The 13,709-nt window shown below is 69.9% G+C and carries 12 protein-coding genes; 5 read left to right on the top strand and 7 right to left on the bottom strand.

Annotated features, from left to right (window positions below):
- Positions 1-4 precede the first annotated feature (4 nt).
- Positions 5-1,714 (bottom strand): AMP-binding protein, encoded by a 1,710-nt coding sequence (locus LC452_RS05445; RefSeq protein WP_223623011.1) that lies wholly within the window; start codon positions 1,712-1,714, stop codon positions 5-7.
- 37 nt (positions 1,715-1,751) lie between these two features.
- On the bottom strand, positions 1,752-2,228 hold the full coding sequence (locus LC452_RS05440) for an Lrp/AsnC family transcriptional regulator (RefSeq protein WP_223623010.1): 477 nt from the start codon (positions 2,226-2,228) through the stop codon (positions 1,752-1,754).
- A gap of 112 nt (positions 2,229-2,340) precedes the next feature.
- On the opposite strand from LC452_RS05440, the gene LC452_RS05435 reads away from it, so the two are divergent.
- On the top strand, positions 2,341-3,570 hold the full coding sequence (locus tag LC452_RS05435; RefSeq protein ID WP_223623009.1) for a PLP-dependent aspartate aminotransferase family protein: 1,230 nt from the start codon (positions 2,341-2,343) through the stop codon (positions 3,568-3,570).
- A 9-nt stretch (positions 3,571-3,579) separates the two neighbouring features.
- Here LC452_RS05435 and LC452_RS05430 read toward each other — a convergent pair whose 3' ends face one another.
- A complete protein-coding gene (locus LC452_RS05430; protein WP_223623008.1) occupies positions 3,580-4,053 on the bottom strand; it encodes an acyl-CoA thioesterase in 474 nt (157 codons plus the stop codon).
- A gap of 149 nt (positions 4,054-4,202) precedes the next feature.
- On the opposite strand from LC452_RS05430, the gene LC452_RS05425 reads away from it, so the two are divergent.
- A complete protein-coding gene (locus LC452_RS05425) occupies positions 4,203-4,817 on the top strand; it encodes a ClpP family protease (RefSeq protein WP_223623007.1) in 615 nt (204 codons plus the stop codon).
- Positions 4,814-5,413 (top strand): ClpP family protease, encoded by a 600-nt coding sequence (locus LC452_RS05420; RefSeq protein ID WP_223623006.1) that lies wholly within the window; start codon positions 4,814-4,816, stop codon positions 5,411-5,413. Before LC452_RS05425 ends, LC452_RS05420 begins: the two co-directional genes overlap by 4 nt.
- A 58-nt stretch (positions 5,414-5,471) precedes the next feature.
- Here LC452_RS05420 and LC452_RS05415 read toward each other — a convergent pair whose 3' ends face one another.
- Positions 5,472-5,834, bottom strand: coding sequence for a helix-turn-helix domain-containing protein (locus LC452_RS05415; RefSeq protein WP_223623005.1), 363 nt, complete (start codon positions 5,832-5,834; stop codon positions 5,472-5,474).
- A gap of 257 nt (positions 5,835-6,091) precedes the next feature.
- Here LC452_RS05415 and mscL point away from each other — a divergent pair, with 257 nt between their 5' ends.
- Together mscL and LC452_RS05405 are read left to right on the top strand one after the other, a co-directional pair.
- Positions 6,092-6,505 (top strand): large conductance mechanosensitive channel protein MscL, encoded by a 414-nt coding sequence (gene mscL / locus LC452_RS05410; protein ID WP_223623004.1) that lies wholly within the window; start codon positions 6,092-6,094, stop codon positions 6,503-6,505.
- The gene (locus tag LC452_RS05405; protein ID WP_223623003.1) at positions 6,505-11,562 is read left to right on the top strand and encodes an Ig-like domain-containing protein; all 5,058 of its coding nucleotides are present in this window, start codon (positions 6,505-6,507) and stop codon (positions 11,560-11,562) included. The genes mscL and LC452_RS05405 overlap by 1 nt, the downstream gene beginning before the upstream one ends.
- A gap of 18 nt (positions 11,563-11,580) precedes the next feature.
- On the opposite strand, the gene LC452_RS05400 is transcribed toward LC452_RS05405, so the two are convergent.
- The 3 genes from LC452_RS05400 to LC452_RS05390 are packed head-to-tail and all read right to left on the bottom strand — an operon-like array spanning position 11,581 to position 13,610.
- On the bottom strand, positions 11,581-12,039 hold the full coding sequence (locus LC452_RS05400) for a MarR family winged helix-turn-helix transcriptional regulator (RefSeq protein ID WP_223623002.1): 459 nt from the start codon (positions 12,037-12,039) through the stop codon (positions 11,581-11,583).
- Positions 12,039-12,698: a GTP cyclohydrolase II gene (gene ribA, locus LC452_RS05395; protein ID WP_223623001.1), complete on the bottom strand. Its 660-nt coding sequence runs from the start codon at positions 12,696-12,698 to the stop codon at positions 12,039-12,041. The genes LC452_RS05400 and ribA overlap by 1 nt, the downstream gene beginning before the upstream one ends.
- A 27-nt stretch (positions 12,699-12,725) precedes the next feature.
- The gene (locus tag LC452_RS05390; RefSeq protein WP_223623000.1) at positions 12,726-13,610 is read right to left on the bottom strand and encodes a DMT family transporter; all 885 of its coding nucleotides are present in this window, start codon (positions 13,608-13,610) and stop codon (positions 12,726-12,728) included.
- Positions 13,611-13,709: the final 99 nt, after the last annotated feature.

Below are 13,709 nucleotides of genomic sequence, written 5' to 3'. Positions count from 1 at the left end.
CGTCTCAGCGGTAGTCGCGGTCGCGGTGCTGTCCGGTCTCGTCGCCGGACTCCGTGCGCGCGGCCTCCCGGGCGCGCAGCTCGACACGGCGGATCTTCCCGGAGATCGTCTTCGGAAGCTCCGGGACGAACTCGATGATGCGCACCCAGAGGTGCGACGACAGCCGTTCGTGCGCGTACGAGAAGATCGCACGCGCGGCGTCGGCGTCGTCGTCCGTGGCATCCGGCCTGAGGCACACGTACGCCTTCGGCACCGCGAGACGCGTCGGGTCCGGGCTCGGGATCACGGCGGCCTCGATCACGAGGTCGTGCTCCAACAGCACCGACTCGAGCTCGAACGGCGAGATCTTGTAGTCGGACGCCTTGAAGACGTCGTCCGATCGTCCGATGTACGTCAGGTAGCCGTCGGCGTCGCGCACGGCGATGTCGCCGGTGTGGTGGTAGCCGCCCTCCCGTGATTCTGCGGTCTTCTGCGGGTCGTCGTAGTAGCCCGCCATGAGTCCGAGCGGTGGCCGGGACAGGTCGAGCGCGATCTCGCCCTCGTCCTCGACCTCGGCGCCGGAGGCGGGGTCGAGCAGCACCACCGGGTAGCCGGGCAGGGGCCGTCCCATCGAGCCGACCTTCACCGCCTGGCCGGGGGAGTTGCCGATGCAGGCGGTCATCTCGGTCTGGCCGAAGCCGTCGCGGATGGTCCCGCCCCATGCCTCACGCACGCGGTCGATCACCTCGGGGTTCAGCGGCTCGCCGGCGCCGACCAGCTCGCGCGGCGGGTGGGTCAGCCGGGCGAGGTGGGCTTGGATCAGCATCCGCCACACCGTCGGAGGTGCGCAGAACGTCGAGACATGATGCCTGTCCATGACCTGCATGAGCGTGTTCGCGTCGAACCGGTCGTAGTTGTAGACGAACACGGTCGCCTCGGCGAGGAACGGCGAGAAGAAGCTCGACCAGGCGTGCTTCGCCCAGCCCGGCGACGAGATGTTGAGGTGCACGTCATCCGGGCGCACGCCCAGCCACCACATGGTCGAGAGGTGCCCGACCGGGTACGAGACGTGCGTGTGCTGCACGAGCTTCGGGCGGTTCGTCGTGCCGGAGGTGAAGTACAGCAATGCGGTGTCGGTCGCCCGGGTGGGTCCATCCGGGTCGAACGTCGTCGCCGCGGTGCGGGAGTCGTCGAATCGTGCCCAGCCCGAAGGCGCGTCGTCGCCGACGCCGATCCGCAGGATGCCGGCGTCGACACCGCTCAGACGGTCGGCGAGTCCGCCGAGGGTCACGACGGCGCGGGCGCGCCCGTGCTCGGTGCGATAGGCGAGATCGGATGCCGAGAGCAGCGTCGACGTCGGGATGGACACCGCGCCGATCTTCGTGATCGCGAGCATCACCTCCCACAGTTCGATGGTGTTGCCGAGCATCACGATGACGTGGTCGCCGCGACGGATGCCGATGTCGGTCAACCATGCGGCGACCTGGTCGGAGCGGGCGGAGAGCTCGCCGTACGTCCACTCCTGAACGCTCAGGTCGGCGGACACGATCTGCACGGCGGGACGATCGGGTCGTTCGCCCGCGAGCACGTCGAACCATTCGAGGGCGAAGTTGAACTCCTCGAGCTCGGGCCACGCGAAGCCGGCGCGCGCGGCGTCGTAATCGGTGGCGTGCGCGAAGAGGAAGTCCCGCATCTTCCGGATCGTGTGCGTGGCGGCGGTGGCACTGCGGCTCATCGGAACTCCCTTGCTGATGTGCAGTCCATCCTCGCAGCTAGCGCGCGAGCAGGCCGCTGCCGTCACGGAGCTCGAACACGAGCTGCGTCTCGGTGCCGCGCACGACCGGGTGGATCGTGATGTGCTCGAGCACGATGTCGCGGAGCGCCGTGGCATCCTCGACCGCCACGTGCACGAGGAAGTCGTCGACTCCGGCGACGTGGAACACCTGCAGCACGCGCGGCACGCTCACCAGGGCATCGAACAGCGCCGTGACCTTCGGGCCGGTGTGATTGGCGAGGCGCACCTTGATGATCGCCTGCAGCGGGAATCCGAGCGCGGCCTCGTCGACGCGGATGCGGGTGTCGCGGATGATCCCGCGCTCCCGGAGGCTCCGCACGCGATGAGCGCAGGTCGATTCCGCCAGGCCGAGCCGGTGGGCGAGCGCCTTGTTCGTGATCTCCGCGTCGCGGGTGAGCACCGCGAGCAGCGCGAGGTCGATCTCGTCGAGCGGTGAGCCTTGCGCTTTCGGCAACGGAATCCTCTCATCAACGGTCGATATTGCTCAGAATAGCCATCTGCGCGGATTAATTGGCGGATACTGTCGAATTTGAACGCAACTCTGATGTTTCCGGCAACGTGGAGGCATGACTGCACCGCTGCATCCCGACACCGTCGCCGTCCACAGCGGCCGTTCCGACCTCGAAGGTCTCGGGGTCCACGCGCTGCCGATCGACCTGTCGACGACCAACCCGCTTCCCGACATCGAGCGCGGCGGCGACTCCTACGAGGCGATGGCCACCGGGGGACGGCCACCCGCCGACGGGAGCATGGTCTACGCCCGGCTCTGGAATCCGACGGTCGCGCGCTTCGAAGAGGCGCTCGCCGAGCTGGAGCACGCCGAGGCCGCCGTCGCCTTCGCGTCGGGCATGGCGGCGATGACCGCGGTGATCCTCGCGCACACGAACGCGGTGGGCAAGCGGCACGTCGTCGCGGTGCGTCCTCTCTACGGCGGCACCGACCACCTGCTCGGCTCAGGTCTCCTCGGCGCCGAGGTCACCTACTGCGATCCGCACGAGGTGGCCGACAGCATCCGCTCCGACACCGGTCTCGTCGTGGTCGAGACGCCGGCGAATCCCACGCTCGACATCGCGGACATCGCCGACGTCGTCGGGCAGGCGGGGGAGGTGCCGGCCGTCGTCGACAACACGTTCGCCACCCCGGTTCTGCAGAACCCGATCGACCTCGGTGCGGCGATGTCGCTGCACAGCGCGACCAAGTACCTCGGCGGTCACGGCGACGTCATCGCCGGCGTCGTGGCGTGCAGCGAGGAGACCGCCGAGGCGCTGCGCCGGGTGCGGGCGGTGACGGGTGGCCTCCTGCATCCTCTCGGCGCGTATCTGCTGCATCGCGGACTCACGACCCTGCCGGTGCGGATGCGCCAGCAGCAGGAGAACGCACAGCGGATCGTCCAGTGGCTGATCGACCGCCCCGAGGTGGTCGAGGTGTTCTACCCGGGGCTCGACGGCGACCCGCACGGCATCCTGGAGCGGCAGATGCGGGGCACGGGCGCGATGATCGCGATGCGGATGCGGGGCGGCTTCGCCGCTGCGTCGGCGATCACGACGGCGACGACGCTGTTCACGCACGCGGTGTCGCTCGGCGGCGTCGACTCGCTGATCCAGCATCCGGCCGCGCTCACGCACCGCCCGGTGCCGCCCGAGGCGCGCCCTGCCGCCGACGTGCTCCGGCTCTCGATCGGCCTGGAGAGCGCCGACGACCTGATCGCCGACCTCGCGCAGGCGTTCGCGATCGCGCCGCAGCCGGACGATGCCGCGGCATCCGTCCTGTCCGGCGAACTGCACGCGACCCGCTGACGCCGACGCTCAGAGCGATGGCAGCCGGATCGTCCCCGTCGCGATGCGCTCGGTCGGCATCCGGTCGCGGTTGTACGTGATCTCGCGGTAGCCGTGCGGCGTGGGCACGCCGTCGTCGTCGAGGCTGACGAACACGATCTTCTCGATCGTGAGGATGCGCTTGCGCGTGATCATGTTGCGCGCGAGCGCCCGCATCGTGAGCGACGTCGTGCCGAAGTGCGTGGCCTGCAGGCCGATCTCGATCAGGTCACCCTGCACCGCCGAGGCCTCGAAGTTGATCTCGGAGATGTGCTTGGTGACCGCGCGGTAATTGCCGAGTTGCACGATCGCGTAGATCGCCGCCTCCTCGTCGATCCACTTCAGCAGGCTGCCGCCGAACAGCGAGCCGTTCGCGTTGAGGTCCTCGGGTCGCACCCACTTGCGCGTGCGGAAGTTGATCCCGTCCTCCGACCACTGCCATGCGGGTGCCGTCTGCTTCGCCATGGTGCCGAGAGTACGAGGGCTGTGAGTCGGCGGTGTTACAGCAGGTTTTCCGCGGTGTGCACGCCGCCGATCCCGTGCCTCTGCTCACGGCGGATCCGCTCGGGGCGGATACCGGCCCGCGACCGCGGCGACCGGCGGATGCTGGGGGCATGAGCGAAGACAACCCCATCCCGCAGTTCGGACCCGAAGCCCGACGGGCCCTGTTCCACGAGCGTGTGCTCGTGCTCGACGGCGCCCTCGACGACGACAACGGGACCCTGCTCATGACGCAGCTGCTCGCGCTGTCCGCGGAAGACGCGACGACCGACATCGCGCTGTGGATCCACTCGCCCGGCGGCTCGGTGCCGTCGATGCTCGCGATCCGCGACCTCATGCAGCTGGTGCCCAACGACGTGTCGACCCTCGCGCTCGGCCTCGCCTGCAGCGCCGGTCAGTTCCTGCTCTCCGCCGGCACGAAGGGCAAGCGCCGCGCCCTGCCGCACGCCCGCATCCTCATGCACCAGGGATCGGCGGGCATCGGCGGATCCGCGGGCGAGATCGAGACGCAGGCCGACGATCTGCGGCACATGCGCGACACCGTGCTCGGCCTCATCGCCGACGACACCGGCCAGCCCGTGACGCGGATCTTCGAAGACTCCCTGCACGACCGCTGGTACACCGCCACCGAGGCGCAGGACTACGGCTTCATCGACGAGATCGTCGGCTCGCTCGCCGAGATCATGCCTCGTCGACGCCCGCGCGTCGGACTGGGGGCGAACGCATGAGCACCTACTCGATCCCCAACGTCATCGCGCAGCATCCGCGCGGCGAACGCATCATGGACGTCTACTCGCACCTGCTCGCCGAGCGCGTGATCTACCTCGGCACCGGTATCGATGCGGGCGTCGCCAACGCCCTGATCGCGCAGCTGCTGCATCTCGACGCCGACAGCCCCGAGAGCGGCATCCAGTTCTACATCAACAGCGAAGGCGGCGATCCGGGCGCGGCGCTCGCGATCTACGACACCATGCAGCACATCCGTCCCCGCATCGCGACGACGTGCGTCGGGCAGGCGATCGGTCCGGCCGCGCTGCTGGTCGCCGCCGGTGCCCCGGGCGAGCGGGCGGCCCTGGCCCACGCGCGCATCGTGCTGCACCAGCCGGCCGGACAGTCGCGCGGAGCCATCCCCGACCTGATCCTCGCGGCCGACGAGGTGGTGCGGGTGCGTTCCGACATGGAGGCGATCCTCGCCGCGCACAGCGGACGCACGGTCGAGGAGCTGCGGGCCGACACCGATCGGGACCGCGTGTTCACGGCATCCGCCGCCCTCGACTATGGGCTCATCGACACCGTGCTCGGCGCACGCACGTCGGCCGGTTGACGGCTCGCCTGCCGGCCGAGGAGCGGATGCCGCCGACTGGAGGGACGGATGCCGCGGCTCAGGCGGCCAGCGCGAACACGGCGCGTCCGGCCGACGCCAGCGCGGACGCCGGCGCGGTCGCCGTCGTCGAGCGCAGTTCGTCGGCCACGGCGCTGGTGAGTTCGATCAGCGAGGTCTCGAGCGCACCGCTGATCGCGGCGATCATCTCGCTCGACGGCTCCTTCAATCCGCGCTCGACCTCGGACAGGTACTGCGGGGAGACGCCGGCCTTCTCGGCGGTCTCGGTGAGCGTCTCCTCGCGGTCGTGCCGGCGACGGCGCAGCTGGTCGCCGAGGAGTTGACGCCAGAGCGGCTCGGGGTCGCTCGGCTGCGGGCGACGGACGGAACGAGGGGCGAGGGGGAACGGAACGATGTCGGCCATGCCTCACGATAGGCCGCCGCATCCGCGCTGTTCGAGCGGTTCTGCTCAGAGCAGAACCGATATACCAGCATCTTCCACACCTCGCCAATTCGGTGTGAACAGCCGACTGATAACTTTCTGCGCGCCGGTACAACGCCATGCTTCCGTGCCGGCACAGCCCTATGGGGGCATAGGGATTAGGGCGGGGAGTGAGAGCGACCTGGTTCGCTCTCACTCCCCACGCCCCGGTCACCAACGGAGAGAGCGGACGCGACGAAATGATCAACGGATTCAAGGAATTCATCCTCCGAGGCAATGTCATCGAGCTCGCGGTCGCCGTGGTCATCGGCGCCGCGTTCACCGCCATCGTCAACGTGCTGGTGGAAGCACTCATCAACCCGCTGATCGGGCTGTTCTTCCAGGCGGGGAGCCTGAACGAGGCGATGCAGGTCTCGGTTCCGACCTTGGGCGGCGGAACCTCGGTCTTCTCGTTCGGCCTGATCATCGGTGCGGTGATCAACTTCCTCGCGGTGGCCGCGGTGGTCTACTTCGTGTTCGTGCTGCCGATGAACAAGGCGAAGGAGCGCGCGGACAGACTGCGCCCCGCCGTCGTCGAGCCCGAACCGCTGCCGACCGAGGCGGAACTGCTCGTCGAGATCCGCGATCTGCTGCAGTCACGCAGGTCCGTCTGATGGTGCGGCCCGCGTCGTCACGTCTCCTCGCCGTCGTCACGGCCGGTGTACTGCTCGCCGCGGGTCTGACCGCCGTCGTCGCGCCGGCTCCTGTCGCGGCAGCAGCACCCCTGGCGTGCTTGAACACCTTGTACTTCAGCAACAGCACGGCAGCGAACGTGGGTCAGCTCGACCTGACCACCGGCACGACATCGGCGGCCCCCGTGTTCGCCACCCCGGCGACCGCGGGCACGAACACGAACCAACTGGGCGTCGGGCCCGGGGGAACCGTCGCCATCACCGGCACGACCACGAGCCTCGTCGAATACGAGCCGACGGCGAGCGCCGCGGGCACCACCACCGTCTCGCCGAAGGCCGCCGGCGTCGGAGGGGGCACGATGGGTGCCGTCAATCCCCTGACCGGGCTCTACTACTACGGAGCCTTCTCGGGCGCGACGGTCAACATCTACGTCTTCGACCCGAGGACCAACAGCGCTCCGGCAGGCCCCGTCGTGTCCGTGACGACGGCGAACGCTCCGGGCGGCAACGGCGACATGGCGTTCGATAAGGACGGGCGGCTCTACCTCGTCTCCGGCAGTGCGACCCAGGCGGCGCTCTACGTGGCGGAGGGCGTGGTCCCGACATCCGGCACGGGCGCGACACTGACCTCTCGCGAACTGTCCCGCGGCACCACCACCGTCGCGACCAACGGCATCGCGTTCGGGTCCGATGGATTCCTCTACCTCGGCGGCAGCACGGTGCTGCAGAAGACCAACCCGATCACGGGCGCACCCACCGGTACGACGTTCACGCTCACGGGCGCCACGTCGACCGACCTGGGTTCCTGCGCGAACCCGTCCACCACGCAGACGGTCGCCGGGTTCGACGGTCCCCGGCTGACCCCCACCGATCAGGTGCGCGTCGTGCTGGAGGGCGGATCGTACGGTCAGAGCGGAACCGGCCCCGATTTCCCGCCGAGTTCGTCGGGACCCGACGGCGGCGGAGTCCCGAGCGAGCCAGGACTGATCATCCCCGGCGAGACCTACACCTTCCGACAGGAGCCGGTCGCCGGCACGGACCTCAGCGAATACCGGACCACCTGGTCATGCGCGGACGGGACCGGTGCCGTCGTCTCGAGTGGCACGGGTAACAACGCCAGTTTCACGGCGCCGACCGGCACCGATGGCGCGAACATCGTCTGCTCCTTCGTCAACGTGCTGCCTCCTCCTGTCGCGGTCCCGGACGCCGGGGCCACCCCGTTCGGAGACCCGATCACACTGCCGGGTGCGACGAACGATCAGCCAGGCACCGGCGCGATCCTCCCCGCGCAGACCGTGTTCACCGATCCCGCTGCGACCGACGGCGGCACGCGTCTCGAGACCGCGCAGGGCATCTGGACCCTCGGCGCCGACGGCCGCGTCACGTTCACTCCCGCTCCGGGGTTCAGCGGGGACGCCACGACCGAGTACCGCATCATCGACGACAACGGTCAGACGTCGACCACCACCGCCACCGCCTCGGTCCGCCCCGGTCCCGCGGCGGGCGCCGACACCGCCACGACGACGCAGGGGACGGGGGTGCAGATCGCGGTGCTCGGCAATGATGCTCCCGGGCAGAACGCCGACGGCACGCCGGGCACGATCCCACCGGCATCCGTGCTCTTCGCACCGACCGGACAGCCGGCCGGTGCGGTCGTCAGCGGCGATCGCCGCCGTCTCGAGGTGCCGGGAGAGGGCGTCTACACGATCGACCCGGCCACGGGGGTCGTGACCTTCGAGCCCGAGGCGACCTTCGACGGACCGACCACGACCCCGGTCACCTACGGCTTCATCGACAGCCTGGGCAACCCGGCGTCGGCGACCATCGCGGTGACGGTCACCGCCGTCGGTCCGAGAGCCGTCGACGACAGCGTGCAGACCCCCTACCGGTCGCAGGTGGGTATCGACGTCGTCAGCAGCGACCTCGATGGTCCCGGTGGACCGATCGTCCCCACCTCGACCGTCTTCACCGATCCCGCGGCCACCGATGGCGGAAAGGCTCTCGCCACACCGCAGGGCGAGTGGAGCATCGACGAGTTCGGGGATGTGCGGTTCGTGCCGGCGGATGGCTTCGTCGGAACGGCGTCGACGACGTATCAGATCACCGATGAGAACGGACAGACCGCGACGGCGACGGTGTCGGTGGTCGTCCTTCCCGGCCCGGTGGCGAATCCCGACTCCGCCTCGACAACGCAGAACGTCGACGTCTCGTTCCCCATCCTCGGCAACGACGTGCCCGGCGCCGGTCCGGCCGGCACCACCTCGGGATTCGACCCGGATTCCGTGCGGTTCCGCGTCACTCCCGGCCTCCCCGCCGGCAGCGCGATCAGTGCCGGTGGACGCGTGCTCACGGTCCCCGGCGAGGGCGTCTACGCGTTCGACCCTGCGACGGAGGTGGTCTCGTTCGATCCCGAGCCGCGGTTCCGCGGTTCCGCCACGCCCGTCACCTATGTCGTCACCGACACGTTCGGCAACGACGCGTCGACGACGATCGCGGTCACCGTCACGCCCATCACCCCGGTCGCGATCGGCGACGCCGCGAAGACCCCGGGGGCGACGCCCGTGGTGATCGACATCCTCGCCAACGACGCGCCCGGTGCTCCGTCGGTGCCGTTGGTCCCGGACTCGGTCGCGTTCACGTCTCCCGATGCGACGGACGGCGGCACGACGCTCGTCGTGCCGGGGGAGGGGACCTGGACCGTCCGGGATGACGGCAGCGTGCGCTTCGCACCCGTCGCCGGCTTCGAGGGCCCGACCACTCCCGTGACCTACAGCGTTCTCGACGAGAACGGCACCGTCGCTTCGGCCGAGATCATCGTGACCGTCGGCAGCGGTGCGATCGCCGTGCCCGATTCCGCCACCACGCTCCAGAACACCGCGGTCGTCATCGACGTGCTCGACAACGACCTCGCCAGCGATCTCGGAAACCCCTGCGACCCCGGCGAGACGGATGAGCCCGCGGGGTGCGACACCGGACAGTTCTTCCCCCCGAGCGTGGCCTTCCCGACGACGGGTCAGCCTGCGGGAGCGATCGTGTCGGACGACGGCACGACCCTCACCGTTCCGGGTGAAGGCGAGTACTCGGCCGACCCCGCCGGTCGAGTCACCTTCACCCCCGAGCCGGCCTTCGCCGGCGTCACCACCCCGGTCGTGTACACCGCGACCGACTCGAACAGTGCGAACGTCACGTCGACGATCACGGTCACCGTCGGCGCCGTCACGCCCGTCGCGCAGGACGACCGTGCGAGCACCCCGTATGCCGTGCCGGTCACGGTCGACCTGCTCGACGACGACAGTGCCGGTGACCCGTCCGCCCCGCTGGTACCGGCCGCCACGACCTTCCCGGCGACCGGTCAGCCCGCCGGAGTCACGGTATCGGCCGACGGGAAGACGCTCACCATCGACGGCCAGGGCAGCTACGTGCTCGACGCCGCGGGAGCGGTCGTCTTCACCCCGGCCGACGGATACAGCGGCACCACCACGCCGGTGGCCTACCGGATCACGGATGCCAACGGCACGACCGCCGACGCGCGCATCCAGGTCACCGTTCGCCCCGGGCCGTCGGCCACCCCCGACGCCGACTCGACGCTGCAAGGGGTGCCGGTGACCGTGCAGCCCTTCTCGAACGACATCCCGTCGCAGGACGCTGACGGCTCGGCGGGAGACTGGGACCTCAGCACGCTGCGGTTCCCGACGACCGGGCAGCCGGCCGGAGCCCAGGTGCTCGACGGCGGCACGCGCCTCGTGATGCCGGGCGAGGGCACCTACACGGCGGCCGCAGACGGGTCGGTCACCTTCACGCCGCTCGCCGCGTTCCGCGGCGGCGCCACCCCGGTGTCGTACACCGGAACCGATGAGATCGGCAACGCGGTCTCGTCGACCATCACGATCACCGTCGCCCCGGTCGTTCCGACGGCGGCGGATGATTCCGCGGTCACACCCTTCGCGACACCGGTGACGTTCGACGTCGCAGGGAACGACGCACCGGGCGATCCCGCGGTGCCGCTCGATCCCGCCTCCGCGGTGTTCGAGACCGCCGGCATCCCCGCCGGGCTCACGGCGGAGATCCGCGATGCGGGCAAGACGCTCGACGTCGCCGGTGAGGGCGTCTACACGCTGCGCGACGACGGTACCGTGACGTTCGCCCCCGCGTCCGGGTTCAGCGGCACGAGCACGGCGGTGCGCTACACGATCCGCGATGAGAACGGTTCGTCCTCGGTCGCCGCGCTCCGCGTGACCGTGCGTCCCGGTCCGGTCGCCACCCCCGACTCCGACCGCACGTCGCAGAACGTGCCGGTGACGGTCGGCATCCTCGGCAACGACCGTCCGGGGCAGCTCGCCGACGGCACGGACGGCGAGCTCGACCCCGCGTCGGTCGTGTTCCCGCCGACGGGCCAGCCGGCCGGATCGACGGTCGGTGACGGAGGGAAGACCCTCGAGGTCCCCGGTGAAGGCGTGTACAGGATCGGCGCGGACGGACAGGTGACCTTCACGCCCGAACCGCCGCTCCGCGGTGCGGCGACGCCCGTCGTCTACGCCGTGACCGACTCGCTCGGCAACGTCGCCTCGTCGACGCTGACCATCACGGTGGCCGGAGTCGACCCGATCGCACGGAGCAACGCGGCGACCACGTCACAGGGCGTTCCGGTCGTGATCGACGTGATCGGCAACGACTCGTCGGGAACGGATGGCGCGGCGCTCGACCCGGCATCCCTCCGCATCGTCGGTGCCGGCGGCACCCTCGTGACCGAGCTCCGCGTGCCGGGCGAGGGCCTCTGGGCCGTCGTCGACGGCACCATCGTGTTCACTCCGGCAGCGGGCTTCGTCGGCACCACGACGCCGATCACCTACTCGGTGGCCGACGCCAACGGCACGCGGGTCACCGCGACGGTCACGGTCACGGTGGCGGCGGGTGCGGCGGCGGGGCCGGCTCTCCCGACGACCGGCGGTGCGGTTCCCTGGGCGCCCCTCGGTGCCGGTTTCCTCCTGCTGCTCGCGGGACTCGTGATCGTGCTTCTCCGCCGGCGGTCGGCCCGCTGAACGGGCGGCGCGCGGAGGCTAGAGGGCGGCCGTCACAGCGGGGAGCAGCTTGGTCAGGATGCCGCCGAGCTGCGCGCGCTCCTCATCGCTGAGCGGATCCAGCACGAGCTCGCGGATCTGCGCGACGTGCACCGGGGCGGCGGAGCGCAGCAGTTCCCGCCCGGCGGGAGTGAGCGTCGCTGAGAGCGTCCGCTTGTCGCTGGAGCACGACGACCGCGCCACCCACCCACGCTCCTCCAAGGAGTCCAGGGCATGGCTGAGGCGCGACCTGCTGAGCCCTGCGATGTGGGCGAGCTCCGTCATGGTGACGGCACCCTCGCCGCTCCCCGCCAGGGTGATGAGGATCGCGTAGTGCGCGTGATTCAGGCCGGTCTCGGCCTTGAGCGCTCGGTCGAGCACCTGCGGGAGCAGCTGCACGAAGCGGATGGTCGGCAACCACGTCGCCATCTCGGCGTCGTCGAGTCGCCGATCGTCCATCACGCGGCGGACAGATCGATCGTGTGCGCGGTGTGGTCGCGCTTCGCCTGCAGGTAGCGGGAATTCGCGTCCGACAGGTGCACCTCGGTGCGCACGCGATCCGTGACCCGGATGCCGAGGGCCTCGAGCTGCACGGCCTTGTCGGGGTTGTTGCTCAGCAGGCGGATGCTGTCGACGCCTTCCGCGGCGAGCATCTGCGCCGCGACCGTGTAGTCGCGCTCGTCCTCGCCGTGGCCGAGCGCGACGTTCGCCTCGTACGTGTCGAGTCCGGCATCCTGCAGCGCGTAGGCATCGAGCTTCGCGTAGAGGCCGATGCCCCGGCCCTCCTGGCGGAGGTACAGCAGGAATCCGCCCTCGTCGGCGATCCGCTCGACCGCTTCGCGCAGCTGCGGACCGCAGTCGCAGCGCTCGGAGCCGAACACGTCACCGGTCAGGCATTCGCTGTGCGGACGCACCAGGGGCGCGTCGCCGCCGGCATCCGCTCGTTCCATCGCGGCGCGCCAGTCGCCGAGTCCCAGAAGCAGGTGCTCGCGTGCGTCGACGAGACCGTCGAACGTGACCACGTCGGCCGTCGTGGCGTAACCGTCGGCGAACCGCATCGGCACCCGCACGCGGGTCCGCTCGGTCGCGACAGGAACGACGGTTGAAGTTTCAATCATGCGAGGTGCAACGCCTCGGCGAGCGGGCTATTCCCGACGACGACGGATGAGCTTCAGCTCACTGGCGAGGATGCCGAGCACGACCAGCGCTCCGCCGATGAGCGCGGTGGCGGGCAGCCGCTCGCCGGCGATGCGTCCGATCACCCCCGCCCACACCGGTTCTCCGGCGTAGATGATCGTGGCGCGGGTGGGTGACACCGACTTCTGCGCCCAGTTCATGGTGAGCTGGATCAGGCAGCTGGCGGCGCCGAGTCCGACGGCGCAGCCCACCCAGATCCAGGAGAACTCCGGGAAGCCCTCGCCGACGACCGGCATGGTCAGAAGGCCCAGGACGCCGGCGGTGAGCAGCTGCACCACGGTGATGCGTCCGAGATCGATCTTCCCGGCGAAGAGGCTGATCAGGATGATCTCCGCCGCGATCGGCAGGGTGCTGATCATCGTCGCGATCTCTCCGGCACCGAGGCTCAGCGCGAACGCGTCCGGCCCGGCGATGAGCAGCAGTCCGACGAAGGCGAGTCCCGCTCCGACGAAGGCCATGGCGGGCGGGCGCGTGCGGAACACCGCCCACTGCGCGAACGGCACGAGCGGCACGTACATCGCGGTGATGAACGCGGAGGTGCTGCTGTCGATCGTCTGCAGGCCCAGCGTCTGGAGACCGTAGCCGAGGTAGATCATCACGCCGATCGCGACCCCGGCTCCGATGTCGCGCCAGCGGATGCCGCGCAGCACGCGCCGGAAGATCACCACGCTGATGAGGCCGGCGATGAGGAACCTGATCCCGACGAAGAACCACGGGCCGGAATGCTGCATCGCCCAGTGCACGAGCAGGAACGTGCTGCCCCACACCGCGGTGATCGCGATGAGGGCGGCCTCCTGCGGACGGAAGCGCATCCAGTGAAGACGAGAGGGCATCGCAGCCCTTTCTCGACGTTGCCGGATCGAGCCTATCGCCCGGGGTCGCCGACGAATCGTGACGCGAGAAGACGGGGGCGGGCGGATGCCGCGGCCGAC

It is taken from the genome of Microbacterium sp. EST19A (assembly GCF_019969685.1).
Lineage (GTDB): Bacteria > Actinomycetota > Actinomycetes > Actinomycetales > Microbacteriaceae > Microbacterium.
The sequence above is the reverse complement of the archived record's forward strand: the minus strand, read 5'-3'. Positions and strand labels throughout refer to the sequence as shown.

Bases quoted from the DNA above. Each gene is read 5' to 3' on its own strand.
- LC452_RS05390 (WP_223623000.1), bottom strand. From the start codon at position 13,610: ATGCCCTCTCGTCTTCACTGGATGCGCTTCCGTCCGCAGGAGGCCGCC.
- LC452_RS05405 (WP_223623003.1), top strand. From the start codon at position 6,505: ATGGTGCGGCCCGCGTCGTCACGTCTCCTCGCCGTCGTCACGGCCGGT.
- LC452_RS05435 (WP_223623009.1), top strand. From the start codon at position 2,341: ATGACTGCACCGCTGCATCCCGACACCGTCGCCGTCCACAGCGGCCGT.
- mscL (WP_223623004.1), top strand. From the start codon at position 6,092: ATGATCAACGGATTCAAGGAATTCATCCTCCGAGGCAATGTCATCGAG.
- LC452_RS05415 (WP_223623005.1), bottom strand. From the start codon at position 5,834: ATGGCCGACATCGTTCCGTTCCCCCTCGCCCCTCGTTCCGTCCGTCGC.
- LC452_RS05445 (WP_223623011.1), bottom strand. From the start codon at position 1,714: ATGAGCCGCAGTGCCACCGCCGCCACGCACACGATCCGGAAGATGCGG.
- LC452_RS05420 (WP_223623006.1), top strand. From the start codon at position 4,814: ATGAGCACCTACTCGATCCCCAACGTCATCGCGCAGCATCCGCGCGGC.
- LC452_RS05425 (WP_223623007.1), top strand. From the start codon at position 4,203: ATGAGCGAAGACAACCCCATCCCGCAGTTCGGACCCGAAGCCCGACGG.
- LC452_RS05400 (WP_223623002.1), bottom strand. From the start codon at position 12,039: ATGGACGATCGGCGACTCGACGACGCCGAGATGGCGACGTGGTTGCCG.
- LC452_RS05430 (WP_223623008.1), bottom strand. From the start codon at position 4,053: ATGGCGAAGCAGACGGCACCCGCATGGCAGTGGTCGGAGGACGGGATC.
- ribA (WP_223623001.1), bottom strand. From the start codon at position 12,698: ATGATTGAAACTTCAACCGTCGTTCCTGTCGCGACCGAGCGGACCCGC.